The sequence below is a fragment of the Maridesulfovibrio sp. genome (assembly GCF_963678865.1).
Lineage (GTDB): Bacteria > Desulfobacterota > Desulfovibrionia > Desulfovibrionales > Desulfovibrionaceae > Maridesulfovibrio.
Window position 1 is genome coordinate 2382130 of record NZ_OY787459.1, and the last position, 18603, is coordinate 2400732.

The window sequence follows — 18603 nt, forward strand, 5'->3', positions numbered from 1 at the left end:
CGGCATGAAAAAATATCCCAAAGAAACAGCGGTCGGCATTTTTGTTTTTCTCGGTCTGCTCTGTATTGTCTACATGAGCGTAAAGCTTGGTGATGTACATATGTTTGCCGACGATCATTACCATGTTCAAGCCAGCTTCAATGATATTACGGGATTACGGGTCAACTCTCCGGTAGAGATGATGGGAGTTCCCATCGGATACGTAAATAATATTGATCTGGACCTTGAAAAGCAAAAGGCTGTATTGACTTTAAGCATTGAAAAACGCATTGAACTTACCGACGATGCCATTGCCTCGGTCAAGACCAGCGGACTTATCGGGGATAAATATATTAAAATTACCCCCGGTGGCGTCGGCGACCCGATTGAGCCGGGCGGAACCATAATTGAAACCGAATCAGCAATTGATATTGAAGACTTGATCAGTAAGTATGTTTTTGGCAAAGTCTAACAATCAACCCAATAAATAATCGATTCAAAAAATATGAAAAGAACAATATCCATAATTACCACAATCTTGCTCCTGTGCAGTTTTGCCGGAGTCTGTGCTGCAGCAGAAAACTCCCCTATGGTCCGCCTCAGAGCCGGTATTCAGGGAGTCATCGAAATTCTCAACGATCCTCAGTATAAAGGCAATCCTGAGTTTAACGATGAGAAAAAAGCTAAAATCCGTGAAACTATAAAGGATTTTTTTAATTTTGAAGAGCTTTCCAAACGCTCTGTAGGCCGACCATGGCTGGAATTCACCCCTGAAGAACGGGAAAGATTCATCGCTCTTTTTACCGACCTGCTGGAGCAGACCTACCTCGCTCGCATTGAGGAATATTCCGGAGAAAAAGTCGCATTTGACAACGAGACAATAATTAAGGGAAAATACGCCCAAGTAGATACCCGCTTGCTGACCGGCAAACAGGATATTCCTGTTTATTACCGTATGCGACTCACAGATGGAGAATGGGATGTTTACGATGTAAAGATTGAGGGCGTCAGTCTGGTCAAGAACTACCGCACCCAGTTTGCCGGTATTCTTGACACCACAAATGACAAAACTTTTGCCGCAAGCAAAAAAGAGCTTTTTGAACGTTTGGAAAAGAAATGCGCGGACCTGAAAAACAACCCTAAAGCTGCTTTAGAAAGCGGCAGTAACTAACGGAATAAAACATGACAAGGAACTACTCCACAACCGTCCTTGCCTTTCTGGTTTTTGCAGTTCTCCTGCTGACCTTTCCTTCAAAGGTAAGATCGGAAGAAAACACAAAACCGGCAATGGTCGCTCAGGTAGGCTCCGCTGTGATCGGTGCTGTCAATAATAATCCCGAGAGTTTTGCTGACGACGAATTCAGCGATGATATGTGGGGAGATTCCGAAGACCACAAAGCAGCCTATGCTTCTGATCCGTGGCAGGGTTACAACCGTGCGATGTTTAAGTTCAATGATTACCTGTACTTTAACATAATGAAACCCGTTACTCAGGGCTACATGTGGCTGGTTCCCCTCAGACCGAGGACATGGACCAACAACTTTTTCCAGAACATGCTCTACCCGGTGCGACTCACCAGTTGCCTGCTGCAGGGTAAATTCTATACAGCCGGGGCTGAGACTTCCAAATTCGTGGCTAACTCCATTTTTGGGATGGGCGGCCTCGGAAACGTTGTTGGTGATGCCCAGTCCACCATGCCCCTTTATATGGGTGAAGAAGACATGGGCCAGACTTTCGGTGTCTGGGGAATACCCAACGGCCCATACTTTGTGCTGCCTTTCCTCGGCCCATCTACGATACGCGATGCTGCAGGTGTAGGTATCGATACCTTCGTGCTCAACCCATTCTGGTGGTTCGGCATTCCCTGGTACTACTCCGTTTCCGCCGGAACATACAACCAGATCAACAAACTTTCTTTCCACATCGGAGAATATGAATCCCTTAAAGAAGGCTCCATTGATCCATACCTCGCCCTCAGAGACGCTTATCTGAGTTACCGCGCAAAGCAGGTTCGGGACTCCAAAATAAGCCCTGAAGGACCTGAGCCCCAAATGACCACCGACCCTGATGCGGTGCCGCAGAAGTAAATATCGTGAAGAAAATCGCTGTTATCTCTGATACACACCTCCGTGAGCCGAATAACCGGCTTACGGAGGTTTTTAATACCTACCTCGCCGAGGCAGATCTGCTCCTGCATTGCGGTGATATGACCACCTTTTCCATGTGGCAATTTTTCTGCCAGCACCACAATTTCCATGCTGCATTAGGAAATTGTGACGAATGGGTTCTTTCCGATTATCTGAGACCTCAGGACTCGATAAATTTTCACGGCTTGCGTATCGGCTTTGCCCACGGCTGGGGATCACGTTCGCAGGTTTCCCGCAATGTTGCCGATTCCTTCGGGCCGGACTTTGATCTGGTCTGCTACGGACACACTCACATTCAGGACTGGTCAATTGTCAACGGAGTACAGATGCTTAATCCCGGCAGCCTGACTTCACCGCGTGATGAACGCCCGCCCTGCGTGGCTATCGTGGAAATTGACGATGAGCAGAACATGGAGTGTTCGTTCGTGCCTGTGGATTAATTTCCCCCTGCAGGCTTGAACTCTTTTTTCAGCCTCATACCTATCATTACTACAACGAAAAGGCCGTAATATCCTGCAGGATATTACGGCCTTTTCGTAAAAAATAATACCGAATAAGTTAAGAATAAGGATCGGCAACTAACTTATATTCGCCATCCTTCTCTTCAAGAATTCCTTTACCCAACATATCGTCAAGCAAGCCCGAAAGCTTATCACTTTCGCCGGGAGCGAGAACCTTACCGCCTTCTGCTTTCAGATAAGAAGGTGGGAGATATTCGGCTTTTCCGCGCTTGAAAAGTGCAATGAGAAATCTATCTGTCAATGTTTTCGTTCCAGCCATCGGTGAATCCTCCTTTCAGTAACAACTAATTGAGCATGAAATTCCGCACCCCGGTAAAAAATATCTGGGCAGCAATCGACGCGACAAAAAGCCCGGTCAAACGGCTCATTATGTTCAGGCCACGCCTTCCCAAAAGACGTTTCAGGCTTGAGGATATGAATAACAGAATTCCTACTGTTAATACAGCGGCAACAAGGGCGGCACAGGCCAGGGCCATATCCTTATAGCCTTGAACAGAGGAGCCCATAACCAGCAATGCGCCGATAGTTCCCGGACCGACAACAATCGGTATGGCCAACGGGACGACAGCAATATCATCATCTTCATTACCGGCATCAAACTTCTTCCCTCCGCCGTTGACCATATTCAGGGCCGAGAGGAAAAGTACCGCACCGGCTCCGATTCTGAAAGCATCCAGGGTAATACCGAATAGATCGAAGATATACCTGCCGTACAGATAAAGGATCACAGAGCTGATTATCACCGCCACAGTGACCTTAACAGCCGTTTTTTTACGCTCTATGGGCGTCATGTCCTGAGTCAGTGAAATAAACGCTGAAATAGCGAAAAAAGGGGTCAGGACAAAAAACAGTTTCAAATAGGTTTGAAAGAATAATGCGAGCATGACTTCCACTCACTTTTAAAATTTTATTAATTTGGGTAAGGCGTTAATGCCGTGTATTTAAAATTGAAGCAGCTCTCTACACCTCATCGATTATTCAATCAATACAAAAGTTCTCCTTTTTCTAAATTAACAATACAGTCTCAATTCGAACAAGCAATTAATCTTTTTTTATTTTTCGCTTTTGTTCTCTTTTTGAATCATGTTATAAAATTATAATATTTTTTTTATTCGGCACATAACAATGACATGTACTTTTAGGAGAAACTGATGTTTAAGAACATGAAACTGGCAATGAAGCTGGGGCTGAGTTTCGCTCTTATGATTTTCCTGAGTGCCGCCATGGCCTATGTCGGATACAACGGCATGAGTGTAATCGAGAACCGGGTGGATAAAGCCGATGACGTAAACCGGATGGTCCGAACTATCCTTGAGACACGCATGAGTGAAAAAAACTACATGCTGCGGGCAGAAAGTGACTACCTAAAAAAACACGCTGAGCTGATCAATACTCTCAAGGCACAGATAACTGCCACGGATGCCAAATTCTCACAAAAAATCAACCATGATCAGATGGCCGGACTCAGCGCCGCTATAGACAAATACAACATGGCCTTTGCCGACTATATTGATCTGGTCAAAAAAAGAGATAAAACCATGGAGCTGATGCGTACAGATGCGCGCTCAGCTCTTGCAGAGCTGGAAAAAGTCCGCTCTGAACAAAAAAAGCAGCTGGAATCCATATTAAACAATACCAATACAAATATAATGAACGGAATCAGCAGGGCGGAATTCCAGTCATTAGGCACAGTTTACAAGAACGGCCAGAAAAACATTGAAGACAAATTGACCAAAGCGGATGATGCCAACCGGGCCATCAAATGGTTCATCAGCATTCGCATGAACGAAAAAGAATACATAATCTCATCTGATCCCAAATATATGGAAATGGTCAAAACAGACATCAGCCGTATTGATGAACTCGTTCAAGACCTGAAACAAAGATTCAGCAACCCGGCCAATGTCAATCAGGTTGAAGGTGTTCGTAAAAGTATTGCCAACTACTACGAAAATTTTCAAAACTATACCGGACTCATGGCCCGGCAGGTGGAAGCAGAAAAAACCATGGTCGAATCTGCACGGGGTGCTGACGCTCAGTGTCGTGCCGCCCGAGCAGACCAGAAAGGTAAAATGCTAACCCAGATTGAAACTTCCACCACCCTGCTTTTCGGCGGTGCAATCATAGCCCTCGTAATAGGTCTGCTGACTGCTTTCATACTGACCAAGGCGATTACCGGACCTATCCAGCTGGGTGTTCGCTTTGCCCAGCGTATGGCTCAGGGCGATTTTACCCGCACACTGGATATTGATCAAAAAGACGAAGTTGGTGTCCTCGCTGCTGCCTTGAACAACATGGTAAACCGTCTTTCCGTAGTTGTTGCCGAAGTAGGCAGCGCAACAGAGAACGTTGCCTCAGGCAGTGAAGAACTTTCTGCCACAGCAGAATCCCTCTCTCAGTCATCCACAGAGCAGGCCGCCAATGTAGAAGAAGTTTCTTCCTCAATTGAACAAATGACCGCCAACATCCGGCAGAATGCGGAAAATGCCCAGCAGACCGAGAGTATTGCGGTCCAGTCTGCACAACAAGCCGAAGAAAGCGGAAAAGCTGTAACTCAGGCTGTGGATGCCATGAAGAATATTGCGGAAAAGATTTCCATCATTGAGGAAATTGCCCGCCAGACCAACTTGCTGGCCCTAAACGCCGCCATCGAAGCTGCAAGGGCTGGGGAACACGGCAAAGGTTTTGCTGTTGTTGCCGCAGAAGTCAGAAAGCTTGCCGAACGCAGCGGTGAAGCGGCCCGTGAAATCGGGGACCTTTCGTCCGGAACTGTTGATGTGGCTGAAAAAGCCGGCGAAATGCTGGTTCAGCTTGTCCCTGACATCAAACGTACCGCAGAACTGGTTCAGGAAATTACCGCCGGCAGCAGTGAACAGCTGACCGGGGCTGAGCAGATCAATAAAGCGGTACAGCAACTTGATCAGGTTACCCAGCAGAACGCATCTGCTTCCGAGGAGATGGCTTCCACATCTGAAGAGTTGTCCAGTCAGGCCGAAGAACTGCAACAGACCATGGGATTCTTCCGGGTCAATCAGTCCGGTCATGGACACTCACCCCGTGCTCTTCCTGCCACACCGCCAGCTCCCAGACAGGAGCATCCGTCTCCGCAAGCTGCCCCCGAATCCTCGTCCGGTCTTGCTCTGGATATGGGTAGTGATTTCTCAGATGGTGATTTTGAAAAGTTTTAACCGAAGTTTTTACAGTCCACAGCAGTCTTGAAAGCCAATACGGCGATGACTAAAAACAAAAGCCTCCCGATACATCTTGTACCGGGAGGCTTTATTTATTGCAGAAAACTGTCAGTTTTACTTACCACAGCACTTCTTATACTTCTTGCCGCTTCCGCAGGGACAGGGGTCGTTTCGGCCCACTTTAGGTTCATTGCGGCGCTTGGGCTTTTTCTTGGTTTCGGTATTTTCGGAATCTGAATACTCAAGATCGGATTTGCTTTCCTTGTGCTGAAATTCATCCTCACGGACCTCGGTTTCAATGCGCAGGTGGCAGAGGGCACGGATAGTATTTTCCTTGATGCGGCCCAGCATATCACGGAAAAGCTCGAAACCTTCACGCTTGTATTCGTGCTTGGGGTCTTTTTGACCGTAACCGCGCAACCCAATACCTTCACGCAGGTGGTCCATATTGAGCAGATGCTCTTTCCAGTTGCGGTCAAGTGCTTCCAGCAGGAAGTAACGCTGAATCTCATGGTAATGTTCACCGGCACTTTCCTCAAGCACACCTAGAGTATCAGAAACCCATTTTTCAGCCTGTTCGCGGGTAGGCAGCTTTTCCTTGAATTCCTCGTTACGGCTTAAACCGCAGAGTTCATCAAGACGGACGCGAACCATTTCCTCGGTTTCTTCATCAAGGGGTTTGCCCTTGGCTTCTTCAACCGGGTAAAAAGCATCTTCAAAAAGCTCTTCAACAAACTCGGCTGTCATCTCAGACATGTCTTCGGAATTCATGACTTCACGGCGCAGGGTGTAGATAACCTCGCGCTGCTGGTTCATGACGTTGTCATATTCCAGAAGCTGTTTACGAATTTCAAAGTTATGCCCTTCAACCTTTTTCTGGGAATTCTCAATGGCCTTGGTAACCATGCCGTTTTCAATGGGCTCCCCTTCTTCCATACCCAGCTTGTCCATGATTCCGGCTATGCGGTCAGAACCGAACAGACGCATGAGGTCATCATCAAGGGCAAGGTAGAAACGGGTGGAACCGGGGTCTCCCTGACGACCGGAACGACCACGCAACTGGTTATCGATACGGCGTGATTCATGACGCTCGGTGCCGATAATATGCAGACCGCCAATCTCAAGAACGCCTTCCCCAAGCTTGATGTCGGTACCACGACCGGCCATGTTGGTAGCGATGGTTACGTGACCCTTATGCCCGGCTTCGGCAACGATTTCAGCTTCCTGTTCATGATGCTTTGCGTTGAGCACGTTATGGGGAATCTTGCGTTTCTTAAGCAGGCTTGAAACCAGTTCCGATTTTTCAATGGAAACAGTACCTACCAGTACGGGCTGGCCCTTCTTGTACTTGGCGGCGATATCATCAGCAATGGCGTTGTATTTCTCACGCTGAGTCTTGTAGATGGAGTCAGGGTAATCTTTACGGATCATTGCAGTGTTGGTGGGGATGACGATTACTTCCAGATCATAAATCTGTGCGAATTCAACAGACTCGGTGTCCGCAGTACCGGTCATACCGGCAAGTTTGTTGTACATGCGGAAATAGTTCTGAAAAGTAATGGAGGCCAGAGTCTGGTTCTCCGATTCAACTTTAACGCCCTCTTTAGCTTCAAGAGCCTGATGCAGGCCGTCCGAAAAGCGTCTGCCGGGCATGAGGCGTCCGGTAAATTCGTCAACAATAACCACCTGCCCGTCTTTGACAATGTAGTCTACATCACGGGAGAACAAATGATGGGCCTTGATGCCCTGCATGATGTGGTGCTGAAAAGAAATATGCTGGGAGTCGTAAAGGTTATCGATACCCAGAATCTGTTCACATTTCATAACCCCGTCATCAGTCATGGTGATGGACCGGCCCTTTTCGTCAACCTCGAAATCTTCATCCCGCTTCAGCAGGGGAATCATGGAATCGACCCGGCCATACATGGAAGTGGCATCATCGGAAGCACCGGAAATAATCAGCGGGGTACGGGCTTCATCAATGAGGATGGAGTCAACTTCATCGACAATACAGAAGTTCAGTTCGCGCTGGACCAACTGCTCCTTGTAAAACTTCATGTTGTCGCGCAGGTAGTCAAAACCGAACTCGTTGTTGGTACCGTAGGTGATATCGCAACCGTAAGCCTGCTGGCGTTCTTCATCAGTCAGCCCGTGAACGATAACACCTACGGACAGACCGAGAAAGTTATAGAGTTTACCCATCCACTCAGCATCACGTTTAGCAAGATAATCGTTTACGGTGATCAGGTGTACGCCTTTACCGGATATCGCGTTAAGGACCGCCGGAAGGGTTGCCACAAGAGTTTTACCTTCACCGGTCTTCATTTCAGCAATACGACCGCTATGCAAAACCATTCCGCCGACCATCTGCACATCGTAGTGACGCATTTCAAGGGACCGTTTACCGGCCTCGCGCACGAGGGCGAAAACTTCGATCAGAAGATCATCAAGAGAAGTTCCTGCGGCTACCTGCTCTTTATATTCAGCAATCTTTTGCGGAAACTGCTCATCTGTAAGCTTCTCCATTTCCGGTTCAAGGGCTGCTATCTGATCAATCTGCGGCTTCAGCTTTTTAATAAATCTATCATTTCGTGAACCGAACAGCTTGGAAAAAATCAAATTAAACATCTAAATTCCTTTCTCCTGCGCGGAATTTCCCGCGAATTATCATCAATAAAAATAAACGGATGTTATCTAATAAGGCTTTATTTCAAAATATCAAGCCAATGGGAGGCAAAATAATCATCTTTTACAAGAGTGACAAGTTGAATCACGCAGGCAGAGCAACCGCTCACAATCTGTCCGCCCGGTTTCATACCCTTTGTAAGATGCTCGAGACTATGCAGGCCAACCTCTTTTGAAAGCTCCGGTGCTCCCAACTGCATAATCCCGCCAAATCCGCAACAGAGGTCATTCTGAACCTGACGCAGCCGCTCTCCGGCTATCAAGGCAAGCAATTTAAGGTCTGTATCATTCCGGGGAGCATGGCAGGGCTGATGGTAAGCAACCTGCACAGGGGCATTATCTAGAATCTTTGGTTCAGCATCCAACAACAGGGAGGAGAGAGGCGTCAGAGCCTCATTCCATTTGGCAAGCAACTCCTCGTCACCGGCAAAATCATCAAGAGTGTATTCTTTCAACCCTTTTAAACAGGTAGCGCAAAAAGTGACCAGCAAGGGGTATCCTGAATCTTTCCAAACCTTAATATTTTTTGCTCTGGCTTCAATTTGCCTGCCCAGCAATCCGGCGCTGCCGTGTGAAGAACCGCAACAGCCGAACTCCCCGCCTTCTGCCCTAATCAGCCCCATTCCATCCATGATCCGTTCAGCTTTTGCAGTCCAGTCGGTACGGGCAAAACGGCCCACGCAACCTTTGAAAAGCATGACCCTACGCTTTTCAAATTTGGCTTGCAGACTAAGCTCCACCCATGGTTCAGGACTTTTGGCAAAAAGAGCCTGCATGCGTTTACGGGCCGACCCGAAAGGTTCCGGTAAAACCTCAGGGGAAAGTTTGGAAGCCGCTGCAGCCATAGGCCAGAGCAGACCGGGACTAATCAGCCACAAATCCCAGCAAGTCTGGATAAAACCCTTTGACTTGGCCCGTAAATCAGAAACCATATCCGGACCGGACATGCTTTGAGGGCAATTTTTAGCGCAACGCCCGCAGGAAAGGCAGAGCGAAGCCAACGATTTGAAATCCTTCTCACTCAATCCCTCACCCGGATCTTCACCAGAACGGAGGGATTCAAGAAAAAATTTTGCCCTCGGGGTCAGCTCTTCCCGCCCTGTCACCTTGAATAAAGGGCAAACTTCCAGACATTTTCCGCACTGCACACAACTTTTCGGAGCAGCCATCAGACCACCTTCCCGGGATTCATAATATTCAGGGGATCAAAGGTTCTTTTTATACCGGCCATGAGTCTCTGCTGGGTTTTATTAAGCTGCATGCCTATATATTTGGCCTTGGTTAAACCTATGCCATGCTCTCCGGAAAGTGTGCCGCCCAGTTCAAGAGTCAGGCTGAAAATCTGCTGCTTGGCCTTGAGTGCATTCTGCTGCATACCGGGTTCTGATTTATCATACATGGTGCTGACATGAATATTACCGTCTCCCAGATGACCGAAACAAAGCACAACAACCCCAAGCTGCTCTCCAATTGCGTGGTAACCTTTGATGGCCTCGGCCACTCGTCCGCGCGGCACAGCCACATCTTCTCCCTGTTTGTCGGGACCCAGATTGAATGCCGCAGGGCTGATAACCCTGCGCAACTCCCAGAGCCGTTCCTGATCTTCACCGCTGCCCTTTTCCACAAAGGTAACCGCAACAGTCCGCAACGCTTCCTCAATACGCCCAAGGTCGGTATTGACGGACTCCGCCGAGCCGTCGATTTTAAGCAGCAGCAGACCACCTGTCCCGTCAGGCCAAGGCACTTCGAAATGCATTTCCAGAGCTTTAATTGTATTGTGATCCATCAGCTCCATTGCCGTAGGCAGAATTCCGCAGCCGAACACAGCCTCAGCTCCGCTTAAACATCCGGAAAGATCCGTAAACCCCACCAGCACAGAAGCCGAAGTTTCCGGCAACGGCAACAGCTTCAGTGTCGCTTCGGTTATTAACCCCAATGTTCCGGCAGATCCGACCATAAGCCGGGTCAGGTCCAGTCCGACAACATTTTTCTGGGTTCTCCCCCCGGTGCGGATGATTTCTCCTCCGGGAAGTACTACTTCCAGCCCCAATACATAATCGCGGGTCACCCCGTATTTCACGGCCCGCATACCACCGGCACAAGTAGCGATATTGCCGCCGATGGTGGAAATTTTCATGCTCGCCGGGTCGGGCGGATAAAACAGCCCCTGTCCTTCCACAGCCTTCTGCAGGTCAGAAGTAATCACTCCGGGCTGGGTCACTGCGACGAAATCTCGCCCGTCAATATCAAAAATGCTGTCCATCTCAAGCATGGAAACCACAACCCCGTGACGTACCGGAACACAGTTGCCAACCTTATTTGTAGCCCGTGCACGGGGATAAACGGGGACGCGCTCACTCTGCGCCCACTTCAACAACTCTGCAACCTGTGCTGTCTCCTGCGGACGCACCAGAGCCAACGGCTTTGCATGCTTCTGGCTGGCGTCCACGCCGCAGGCCAGCAAGGTGCCGGCGTCAAAGCTCGATTCCCTGCCGGGGAAAAGATTTCTCAGGAATTTCTTATGGGCGCGGGATAATTGTTCTGGATAATTTTGCATATGTACGGCTTCTGGAGGCCTCGCAGGACGTTAAAGGCATTTGGTGCGCTATCGCGCTTTGATGAATTAAATGATTTCCCCGCCGGGGGCCAAAGAAACTTTTTGGAAAAAATTTCTCTGGACTCTTCAAAAACTTTTAGTAGGGCTTCGTCGTCTTTATACCTAAAGAGAACTTAGATAGTTTACACGCGAAGCATAACTAAAACGTATTTGAATGAGAGGGGGTGAGGCATAAACCTATGCCTTTTCCCAAACCTTTTCAACGCAATCAAGTAAAGCCCGAACCACGGGATCATTTTCCTTTTTGCGCGGAAATCCAAAATAAAGACCGACTTCGATATGCCCGCCGGGCCAGATATAAAATTCACCTTTTTCAACACCTTCAGCGGCCTCATCCCCGCGCATGACGGTAATACCGTTGCCGGATTTAACCAACGCGTTATGGGTATCCTCGCTGTCTGCGATCATGGCCTTGGAGACTTTGAGATCACGGGCGGAAAAGGTTTCTTCGAGCTTGACGTTGAAAGAGCACTCCTCGGGGGTCCAGATCCAATCCAGTCTGGCAAGATCCTCCCAGTTGGCACTCGCCATGCGCTCCTCCCATGAGGCCGGACCGACCACATGCAGGATGGTCTTTTCAAGCAGAATACCGTCGACATCTTCAGGAGGGGAATTAGAATAAAAAAAACCGCCGTCAAGCTTCCGTGCAGCAATATCACTGCGGATTGTCCACGTAGGCATCTGCACCAGATGCAGGGAAAGAGCCGGAAATTTTTCTTTTATCAGCTTAATTAGCTGCGGGGTGCGCAGATAGACAGGCGAAGTCTGCAAGCCCACACGGGCCACCCCGGAGAGTTCTCCCTTCATGGTTCGGGCCTCGTACTCAAACTTTTCCACGGAATCAAGGATGTCACGGGCTTTTTCAAGTAACTGCTTGCCTTCAGGAGTCGGCTGCATACCCTTGGGAGTACGCAAAAACAAACGCACATCAAATTCTTCCTCAAGTGATTTGATATGCAGGCTTATGGTGGACTGGCTGGCATGCAGATGTTTGGCTGCACGGGTAATATTGCCTTCCTCGGCTACCACCACGAATGTCTTTATCTGGTATAATTCCATTATTTTAAACCGTTGGCAGGTGACGGACCTATATTTTGCGGGGTATCAGAAATATTAAAGGCACCCTTCGATTATTCCCATTGGATTAAAAGCATGAAAACAGGCAATAAGAGCTCATCGGCTACGTGATTTTTTTAATCCTAATCACGCATACAGGAGGACCTCCATGAGCAGCATCAGCGCATTCGTCACAGAGATTTTCACCCCTGAAGACAGCGAAACTGGTCACGAAAGAAGAATCGACCCCGTAACCGGAACGGTTAAAACAATTTTCTGGGTCGGTGCAGCAATGGTTTTCACCATGCTTGTTTCCGGTCTCCAGTAAACAAGCCTTGATTCATTAAGGTTACTATACCCTTATCATGCTTTCTCCACCCACCGGCAAGGGGTGGATGAGAAATTTACGGCTCGCCGCAGGCTAATAATCAGCCAGCTGGCGGGCCGTATCTCTTTCAATATCCCTGCGCTTGAGTTCTTCCTTGCGGTTATGGACATTGCGGCCTTTGGCAAGGGCAATCTCAAGCTTGATCTTACCTCTTGAGAAGTACAATCTGACCGGAACAACGGTCAACCCTTTCTGCTCCACCCTTGTCTGCAGCTTTTCAATTTCACCGGCATGCAGCAGCAGCTTACGCGGACGGTCCGGCTCATGCTGGGTATAACCCGCATGGTCATAGGGAGCAATGTGGATCCCAACCAGCCATGCCTCGCCTTCTTTAAAATTAATGTAGCCGTCCATGAAACTGACCAACCCCTGACGCAGGGATTTGACCTCGGTTCCCTTGAGCACCAATCCGGCTTCAAAGGTTTCCACGAATTCGTAATTACGGCGGGCCTGTTTATTGAGCGCAATGGAGGAAGGGCTCTTCTTCTTTTTCTTTTTAGCCATGATTCTGGATTAACCTGCGATATCTTCGTTATCCAGAAGAGACGCAAAAAAGGTCAATTCTTCCGGATATTTCTTATAAATACTTTCCGTAACAAGACGGTTGATTCTAGAGACGGTGCGGCAACCGAGCACATCCTTCAACAATTGTTTACATTCCTGCATATTCAGCTGCCTGATAATACGCTTTATCCCGGGGATAGCCTGCGGAGTAAGGCTCAGGCTGTCAATCTGCATTCCCATGAGAATTGGCACGCAATAGGGATCGGACGCAACCTCCCCGCAGAGACTGACCCCGATACCGGCCCTGTGTCCGGCATCGACCACGTATTTGATGGACCGCACAACCGCAGGATGCAACGGCTGGTAAAGATAGGACACATGCGGGTTGGTACGGTCAATACCGAGACTGTACTGGATCAGGTCATTGGTTCCGATGCTGAAAAAATCTACTTCCTGAGCCAGAATTTCGGCAATCATGACTGCAGCGGGCAGCTCGATCATAACCCCGATGGGCATATCTTCATCAAAAGGGATACCCTCTTCACGCAGCTCCTGTTGTGCGCGGGCAAGAGCGCTCTTGGCCTGCAAAACCTCTTTCAGTCCGCAGATCATGGGAAACATCATGGAAACATTGCCGTGAACACTGGCCCGGAGCATGGCCCGGAGCTGGGTCTTGAACAGCTCTTGATGCTTGAGACAAAATCGCATGGCCCGCAGACCGAGAGCCGGGTTGGCTTCGTCGAGGGCTCCGAACTGGGACATAAACTTATCCGAACCGAGATCAAGGGTCCGTAAGGTAACCTTGCGCGGAGACATGATAGCAGCCAGTTCTGAATATTTTTCAGCCAGTTCATCCTCGGTAGGCAGATCGGTACGGCTCAGGTAGGCATACTCGGTTCTGAAAAGACCTATGGCCTCGCCCCCGTTATCAATAACCGCCGCGACCTCTTCGAAAAGCTCAATGTTGGCATGGACTTCCACGCGGTAGCCATCCTCGGTCTCAGCCGGAAGCTGACAGCCGCGGATGATGGTCCGCTGATAGTCATCGAATTGGGTTTCAAGGGTATAGTAATGCTCCAGTTCTTCATCAGAAGGATCAACCAGCACTTTACCGGCCAACCCGTCGATGATGACCAGATCGCCGTCCACAACTGAATTCTCCAGCTCTGCCGCCCCTACGAGAGCGGGGATATTCAACGTCCGGGCCAGAATACCTGTATGGGAAGTCTTACCGCCGAGGGTGGTTACAAAAGCCATGAGCTTGTTCACTTCCAGCTCAATGGTATCCGCAGGGGTAAGGTCATGGGCCATAAGCACCACGCGCCCTTCTACCGGGCGTAAATTGGCTTCCCCGCCGATAAGCTTGGCCTGCACCCGCAGAGCAACCTGACGCACGTCCTGCATGCGCTCACGAATATAGATATCCTCAAGAGCGCCAAAGGCCTTTTCAAGATCATTGACAGCTTTATCAAGCGCCCATTCGGCATTTATTTTCAGTTCATCAATGTATTTCAGGGCCGAGGACTGCAGCTTGGGGTCTTTGAGCATCATCAGGTGGGAATCGATGATCAGCTGGTGCTCTTTCAGCTCCGCAGGAACTTTTGTCCGCACAGCAGAAAGCTCTTCCACAGCATCGGTGAATCCCTTTTTCATTCGCTCTTTCTCTCCATCCACCATGTGCATGGGTACAGTCTGCCGCGGCAGCCGTGAAGAAATACTGCGATTAAGAAAAAAGGCCTTGCCTATGGCTATACCAGTTGAGACGGAAATTCCGTTGACGACCGCTCTGGCCACTTATTTTTCCTCGCCGAATCTGTTTTTAAAATGTTCTTCCAGACAATCAAGGGCTGCAACGGCATCTGGTCCGTCAGCCCGCAGCTCAAGGACGCTGCCCTGCGCTGCCGCCAGCGTAAGCACATCAAGAATGCTCTTGGCGTCGACTTCCTGCGATTCGCAGACAACCATAATGTCCGCTGTAAAATTCTGGGCTTCCTGTGCGAGTTTTGCGGCCGGGCGGGCATGCAGACCAAGCTGGTTGGATACAACCACTGTCCGGACCACAGCCTCCCCGCCAACCGGGGGTTCTTCGCGCAGCACACTCTCTTCAGTCATTTGTTATTAATCCTTATATCTTATTTCTTCAAAAGAAAAAATCACAGCATGTATATTGTCAACACTCCGATGACCACAACAAAAACAGCCACAATCTCACGGGCAATTTTTCCAGTAGCCACCATCCATCCGAGCACTCCGAGCGCACCTGTTCCGCAGTACCACTCAAGACCGTTCAACGGACGGGGCCAGAGCTGGAACCAGATCAACAACACAAGGAAAGCATTGGCAAACTTAAGCCGTTCTCCCCAGTTGATCAGATCCCACCTTTTCAATTCATCCAAAAATCCAAGTCCCTTATTAATCCCTGACCAGAATGTGAATCCTTTAAAAATTTGCAACACGCTGAACAATACTACACCGAGTAGCATAGCCTGCGTATGATGACCAGCCAGCAATAGATTCACGGTAGCCAGCGCCCAAAAGATCAGCCCGCTTCCCGCAAAGACGGAATCGCCGATGGCCGAAAGGGTATAGCTGGTGGTATTCTTCAATTTATCCAGCAACTGCACCGGAAAACGGCCGTCCCTTATCTGTACTTCCACAGACAGGAAAACTGCCACCAGCAACGGAGCCCAGAAAGGATGCGAATTGTAATGCTTCACATAACGCTTGCGGGCCTTCACAAGCTCCGCATGATCCGAATAAATGGCTTCCAGACCGGGCTGCATGGCAAATGAAAAACCGATATTCTGCAAGCCGCGGGTATTGAACCCCGCCCCTACAAAATACGAACGCAGAAAGCATCTGACAAATGCCAGACCTAATTTCTTTTTTTCTGCTGACTTTTCCATTATATTCGATGCGCTCCGCGCATTTATTTAAATGATTTCGCCGCCGGAGGCCTAAGCTCTTTTTCTTTCGGTTACCTTTTCATAGACTGCTTTGGCTGTCCAGCCTTCCACCTTTTCCGCGATACGTCTGGCTATAATTTTAGGTTTATCACCGGATTCCATTTCCACATCAATCATTTCAAAGATCTCTTCTTCGGAAGCCGGGCCTTCATTTACCGGGGGACCGATGACCACAGTTATCTCGCCGCGCAGTTCTTCAGAAATATCTGACCATTCCTCAAGATTACCGTTGATAAATTCTTCGTAATCCTTGGTCAATTCACGGCAAATAGAAAATTCACGGTTTCCGAGTGATTCATAGGCCAGATGCATGGTTTCCCGCAACCGGGATTTACGCTCGAAAAATACGATTGTCGCCCCTGTTTCCCCGTGAACTTCAAACAGCCTGCGCATCTGCCCTTCTTTACGCGGCAGAAAGCCGAGAAAGGTAAACGGATACGGCGGCAGTCCGCAGCCCGAAAGAGCCGTAACCGGAGCACTGGGACCGGGAACAGGTACCACACGCACACCATGTTCGCGGCAGGCCCTGACCACCCGGTAACCGGGATCACTCATAAGCGGAGTTCCGGCATCGGAAACGAGTGCCGCGTCATTACCTTCATCAAAATGGGCCAGAACTTTCCTGATCCGCTTTTCCTCATTGTGCTCATGCAGGCTGACCATGCTCTTTCCGCTGATGTCCAATGCCTGCAGAAGCTTGCCTGTACGGCGGGTATCCTCCGCAAAAATGAGGTCGGCAGAGGCCAGAACATGTTTAGCACGTTCAGTAATATCACCAAGGTTGCCAAGCGGTGTTGCCACCACCCATAAAGTCGAGGTCGAATGCATTTTCTATGTGTTCCGCCCTAAAGCCGGTTCCGTCATCATTCACAATAACCAGATCAAATCGACAAGGACTCTCCCAGAGATCAAATGCCGAAAGGTAGCGGGTCGCGGCCTTGACCAGCTTCTTGCGCTTGGCCGGAGTCACCGCCTCTATGCCGGACTGCGTACTGCATCCGGTTCTGGTCTTTACTTCTACAAAAACTAATTCATTGCCCTTTTCGCAAATAATATCCAGTTCCCACTGCTTCCAACGCCAATTGCGCTGCCGCAAAGTGTAACCTCGATTTTCCAGAAAACGGGCCGCGTAATCTTCCCCAGCCATGCCAAAATCTAAATGCCGGGCAGACACATGCGCTCCTGCTTGGCTTTTTTCTTTTCAGGCAGGACACCCTTGAAAGTCATGCGATGAACCATGCAGGGACCATGCTCTTTCAGAGCTTCCAGGTGGATCTTGGTTCCATATCCCTTATGGATTTCAAAACCATAATCCGGATAACGCCCGGACAACTGCACCATGAGCTTATCCCTGAAAGTCTTGGCCAGAATGGAGGCGGCAGAAATAGCCGGGATCTTTAAATCACCTTTGACCACAGCTTCCTGCCTGCATCCGGGTATACCATCCAGATACTGCACAGGAATTGTCTTGTTGCCGTCTACCATAAGAAACTGGGGTCTTACCTTCAAATGAAGCACAGAACGGCCCATAGCCCGAAAAGTAGCCTGCAGAATATTGATCTGATCCACAACCTGCGCCCTGCTGATACCCAAAGACCAACAGACTGCCTGCTCTTTAATCTCCACCGCCAGCCTGTCCCGCGCAGCTTCATCAAGCTTTTTCGAGTCAGTCAGGCCCGGAAGGTCATATTCTTCGGGCAGAATCACCGCCCCGGCAACAACAGGACCGGCCAAACAGCCACGCCCTGCTTCATCAATACCGGCAGTAATAAGATTCTCAGTTCCCATTCCGGGCAATAAATTCTCAGACATGTATAGCCTCCGGCGGCTGGGGAAGGGAAACTTTTGCAAAAGTTTCCCTTCCCCAGACCCCATCCTTTCAAAACCTTTTTGCCTGCTTCGCATATAGCGCGAAAAGGCTATCTTCGGCTTACAACTTGGCGGAGCCTTAATAAAGTTTTTTGGGATTCTTAACCCCTTTTTTCAAAAAGGGTTTAAGGCCCCCGGCAGGGTCGCCGAAGGCATCAAAAAGTAAAAAACCGCCATACCCGAACTGGTTCAGTCCGGGAATGACGGTTTTCAACACAATATTGCGCACCCGTTGCGGACTGTTCGTCCTTACGGGCATAACCGCGAAGCATGAAGCTCCGTGGCCTACCAAGCCTGTTTGGACTTGATGCGTGCAGCCTTACCTTTAAGGCCACGCAGGTAGTAGATACGGCTACGGCGTACTTTACCTTCAGCAACTACCTCTACACGCTCGATGTAGGGGGAGTGTACGGGGAAAACACGCTCAACGCCGATACCGTCAGAAATTTTGCGGACGGTGAAGGTGGAATTGGTGGTACCTTTACGGTAACGCAGAACAGCACCCTGGAAAACCTGGATACGTTCCTTTTCACCTTCGATAATACGCAGGTGAACCTTTACAGTGTCGCCTGCTTTGAAAGCGGGCATATCAATACGCATGTGTTCGCGTTCGATGTTTGCAATTACGTTGCTCATTTCGCTACTCCTTATATAAATTTCTTTGCGGCACCCGAAGGCG

Annotated in this window: 20 protein-coding genes; 6 read left to right on the plus strand and 14 right to left on the minus strand. The window is 49.2% G+C overall.

Annotated elements, in window-relative coordinates; translation table 11 throughout:
* The first annotated feature begins 4 nt into the window (after positions 1-4).
* The 4 genes from mlaD to ACKU41_RS10890 are packed head-to-tail and all read left to right on the plus strand — an operon-like array spanning position 5 to position 2567.
* Positions 5-451, plus strand: coding sequence for an outer membrane lipid asymmetry maintenance protein MlaD (gene mlaD, locus ACKU41_RS10875; protein WP_321400724.1), 447 nt, complete (start codon positions 5-7; stop codon positions 449-451).
* Positions 452-484: 33 nt separating this feature from the next.
* On the plus strand, positions 485-1150 hold the full coding sequence (locus ACKU41_RS10880; protein WP_319777376.1) for an ABC transporter substrate-binding protein: 666 nt from the start codon (positions 485-487) through the stop codon (positions 1148-1150).
* Between the two features lie 11 nt (positions 1151-1161).
* Positions 1162-2067, plus strand: coding sequence for a VacJ family lipoprotein (locus ACKU41_RS10885; protein WP_319777377.1), 906 nt, complete (start codon positions 1162-1164; stop codon positions 2065-2067).
* Positions 2068-2072: 5 nt separating this feature from the next.
* A complete protein-coding gene (locus ACKU41_RS10890) occupies positions 2073-2567 on the plus strand; it encodes a YfcE family phosphodiesterase (RefSeq protein WP_319777379.1) in 495 nt (164 codons plus the stop codon).
* A 118-nt stretch (positions 2568-2685) separates the two neighbouring features.
* Here ACKU41_RS10890 and ACKU41_RS10895 read toward each other — a convergent pair whose 3' ends face one another.
* Both ACKU41_RS10895 and ACKU41_RS10900 read right to left on the minus strand, forming a co-directional pair.
* On the minus strand, positions 2686-2907 hold the full coding sequence (locus tag ACKU41_RS10895; protein ID WP_319777380.1) for a hypothetical protein: 222 nt from the start codon (positions 2905-2907) through the stop codon (positions 2686-2688).
* Positions 2908-2932: 25 nt separating this feature from the next.
* On the minus strand, positions 2933-3532 hold the full coding sequence (locus tag ACKU41_RS10900; protein WP_319777381.1) for a MarC family protein: 600 nt from the start codon (positions 3530-3532) through the stop codon (positions 2933-2935).
* A gap of 267 nt (positions 3533-3799) precedes the next feature.
* Between ACKU41_RS10900 and ACKU41_RS10905 the strand changes: the two genes are divergently transcribed.
* Complete coding sequence (locus tag ACKU41_RS10905) at positions 3800-5836, plus strand: methyl-accepting chemotaxis protein (RefSeq protein ID WP_321400730.1); 2037 nt, start codon at positions 3800-3802, stop codon at positions 5834-5836.
* A gap of 117 nt (positions 5837-5953) precedes the next feature.
* Here ACKU41_RS10905 and secA read toward each other — a convergent pair whose 3' ends face one another.
* From secA to ACKU41_RS10925, 4 genes are all read right to left on the minus strand, one after another.
* Positions 5954-8467, minus strand: a complete 2514-nt coding sequence (gene secA, locus ACKU41_RS10910) for a preprotein translocase subunit SecA (protein WP_319777384.1) — start codon at positions 8465-8467, stop codon at positions 5954-5956.
* Between the two features lie 77 nt (positions 8468-8544).
* On the minus strand, positions 8545-9693 hold the full coding sequence (locus ACKU41_RS10915; RefSeq protein ID WP_321400733.1) for a (Fe-S)-binding protein: 1149 nt from the start codon (positions 9691-9693) through the stop codon (positions 8545-8547).
* The gene (locus ACKU41_RS10920) at positions 9693-11081 is read right to left on the minus strand and encodes an FAD-linked oxidase C-terminal domain-containing protein (RefSeq protein WP_321400735.1); all 1389 of its coding nucleotides are present in this window, start codon (positions 11079-11081) and stop codon (positions 9693-9695) included. The genes ACKU41_RS10915 and ACKU41_RS10920 overlap by 1 nt, the downstream gene beginning before the upstream one ends.
* A gap of 237 nt (positions 11082-11318) precedes the next feature.
* Positions 11319-12200, minus strand: coding sequence for a LysR family transcriptional regulator (locus ACKU41_RS10925; protein WP_319777389.1), 882 nt, complete (start codon positions 12198-12200; stop codon positions 11319-11321).
* Positions 12201-12366: 166 nt separating this feature from the next.
* On the opposite strand from ACKU41_RS10925, the gene ACKU41_RS10930 reads away from it, so the two are divergent.
* Positions 12367-12525 carry a hypothetical protein gene (locus ACKU41_RS10930; RefSeq protein ID WP_319777390.1) on the plus strand — a complete coding sequence of 53 codons (159 nt, stop codon included), beginning with the start codon at positions 12367-12369 and terminating at the stop codon, positions 12523-12525.
* 93 nt (positions 12526-12618) lie between these two features.
* On the opposite strand, the gene smpB is transcribed toward ACKU41_RS10930, so the two are convergent.
* The 8 genes from smpB to rplS form a co-directional block, all read right to left on the minus strand.
* Complete coding sequence (gene smpB / locus ACKU41_RS10935) at positions 12619-13089, minus strand: SsrA-binding protein SmpB (protein WP_321400738.1); 471 nt, start codon at positions 13087-13089, stop codon at positions 12619-12621.
* Positions 13090-13098: 9 nt separating this feature from the next.
* Positions 13099-14883, minus strand: a complete 1785-nt coding sequence (gene ptsP, locus ACKU41_RS10940) for a phosphoenolpyruvate--protein phosphotransferase (protein ID WP_319777393.1) — start codon at positions 14881-14883, stop codon at positions 13099-13101.
* Complete coding sequence (locus tag ACKU41_RS10945; protein WP_319777394.1) at positions 14884-15201, minus strand: HPr family phosphocarrier protein; 318 nt, start codon at positions 15199-15201, stop codon at positions 14884-14886. It lies immediately after the preceding gene.
* Between the two features lie 41 nt (positions 15202-15242).
* Positions 15243-15995, minus strand: a complete 753-nt coding sequence (locus tag ACKU41_RS10950; protein WP_319777396.1) for a PTS system mannose/fructose/sorbose family transporter subunit IID — start codon at positions 15993-15995, stop codon at positions 15243-15245.
* A 51-nt stretch (positions 15996-16046) separates the two neighbouring features.
* Positions 16047-16883 carry a 16S rRNA (cytidine(1402)-2'-O)-methyltransferase gene (rsmI, locus tag ACKU41_RS10955; RefSeq protein WP_319777397.1) on the minus strand — a complete coding sequence of 279 codons (837 nt, stop codon included), beginning with the start codon at positions 16881-16883 and terminating at the stop codon, positions 16047-16049.
* Complete coding sequence (locus ACKU41_RS10960; RefSeq protein ID WP_321400741.1) at positions 16828-17202, minus strand: YraN family protein; 375 nt, start codon at positions 17200-17202, stop codon at positions 16828-16830. The genes rsmI and ACKU41_RS10960 overlap by 56 nt, the downstream gene beginning before the upstream one ends.
* An 8-nt stretch (positions 17203-17210) precedes the next feature.
* Entirely contained in the window at positions 17211-17867 is a 657-nt protein-coding gene (locus ACKU41_RS10965; protein WP_321400743.1) for a ribonuclease HII, read from the minus strand.
* Positions 17868-18209: 342 nt separating this feature from the next.
* The gene (rplS, locus tag ACKU41_RS10970) at positions 18210-18560 is read right to left on the minus strand and encodes a 50S ribosomal protein L19 (RefSeq protein ID WP_319777403.1); all 351 of its coding nucleotides are present in this window, start codon (positions 18558-18560) and stop codon (positions 18210-18212) included.
* Positions 18561-18603 lie beyond the last annotated feature (43 nt).

Coding starts and splice junctions, on each gene's coding strand:
- ACKU41_RS10960 (WP_321400741.1), bottom strand. CDS start 17,202: ATGGCTGGGGAAGATTACGCGGCCCGTTTTCTGGAAAATCGAGGTTAC.
- ACKU41_RS10915 (WP_321400733.1), bottom strand. CDS start 9,693: ATGGCTGCTCCGAAAAGTTGTGTGCAGTGCGGAAAATGTCTGGAAGTT.
- mlaD (WP_321400724.1), top strand. CDS start 5: ATGAAAAAATATCCCAAAGAAACAGCGGTCGGCATTTTTGTTTTTCTC.
- ACKU41_RS10905 (WP_321400730.1), top strand. CDS start 3,800: ATGTTTAAGAACATGAAACTGGCAATGAAGCTGGGGCTGAGTTTCGCT.
- ACKU41_RS10880 (WP_319777376.1), top strand. CDS start 485: ATGAAAAGAACAATATCCATAATTACCACAATCTTGCTCCTGTGCAGT.
- ACKU41_RS10920 (WP_321400735.1), bottom strand. CDS start 11,081: ATGCAAAATTATCCAGAACAATTATCCCGCGCCCATAAGAAATTCCTG.
- secA (WP_319777384.1), bottom strand. CDS start 8,467: ATGTTTAATTTGATTTTTTCCAAGCTGTTCGGTTCACGAAATGATAGA.
- ACKU41_RS10930 (WP_319777390.1), top strand. CDS start 12,367: ATGAGCAGCATCAGCGCATTCGTCACAGAGATTTTCACCCCTGAAGAC.
- ACKU41_RS10895 (WP_319777380.1), bottom strand. CDS start 2,907: ATGGCTGGAACGAAAACATTGACAGATAGATTTCTCATTGCACTTTTC.
- rsmI (WP_319777397.1), bottom strand. CDS start 16,883: ATGCATTCGACCTCGACTTTATGGGTGGTGGCAACACCGCTTGGCAAC.
- ACKU41_RS10885 (WP_319777377.1), top strand. CDS start 1,162: ATGACAAGGAACTACTCCACAACCGTCCTTGCCTTTCTGGTTTTTGCA.
- ACKU41_RS10965 (WP_321400743.1), bottom strand. CDS start 17,867: ATGTCTGAGAATTTATTGCCCGGAATGGGAACTGAGAATCTTATTACT.
- rplS (WP_319777403.1), bottom strand. CDS start 18,560: ATGAGCAACGTAATTGCAAACATCGAACGCGAACACATGCGTATTGAT.
- ACKU41_RS10925 (WP_319777389.1), bottom strand. CDS start 12,200: ATGGAATTATACCAGATAAAGACATTCGTGGTGGTAGCCGAGGAAGGC.
- ACKU41_RS10945 (WP_319777394.1), bottom strand. CDS start 15,201: ATGACTGAAGAGAGTGTGCTGCGCGAAGAACCCCCGGTTGGCGGGGAG.
- smpB (WP_321400738.1), bottom strand. CDS start 13,089: ATGGCTAAAAAGAAAAAGAAGAAGAGCCCTTCCTCCATTGCGCTCAAT.
- ACKU41_RS10950 (WP_319777396.1), bottom strand. CDS start 15,995: ATGGAAAAGTCAGCAGAAAAAAAGAAATTAGGTCTGGCATTTGTCAGA.
- ACKU41_RS10900 (WP_319777381.1), bottom strand. CDS start 3,532: ATGCTCGCATTATTCTTTCAAACCTATTTGAAACTGTTTTTTGTCCTG.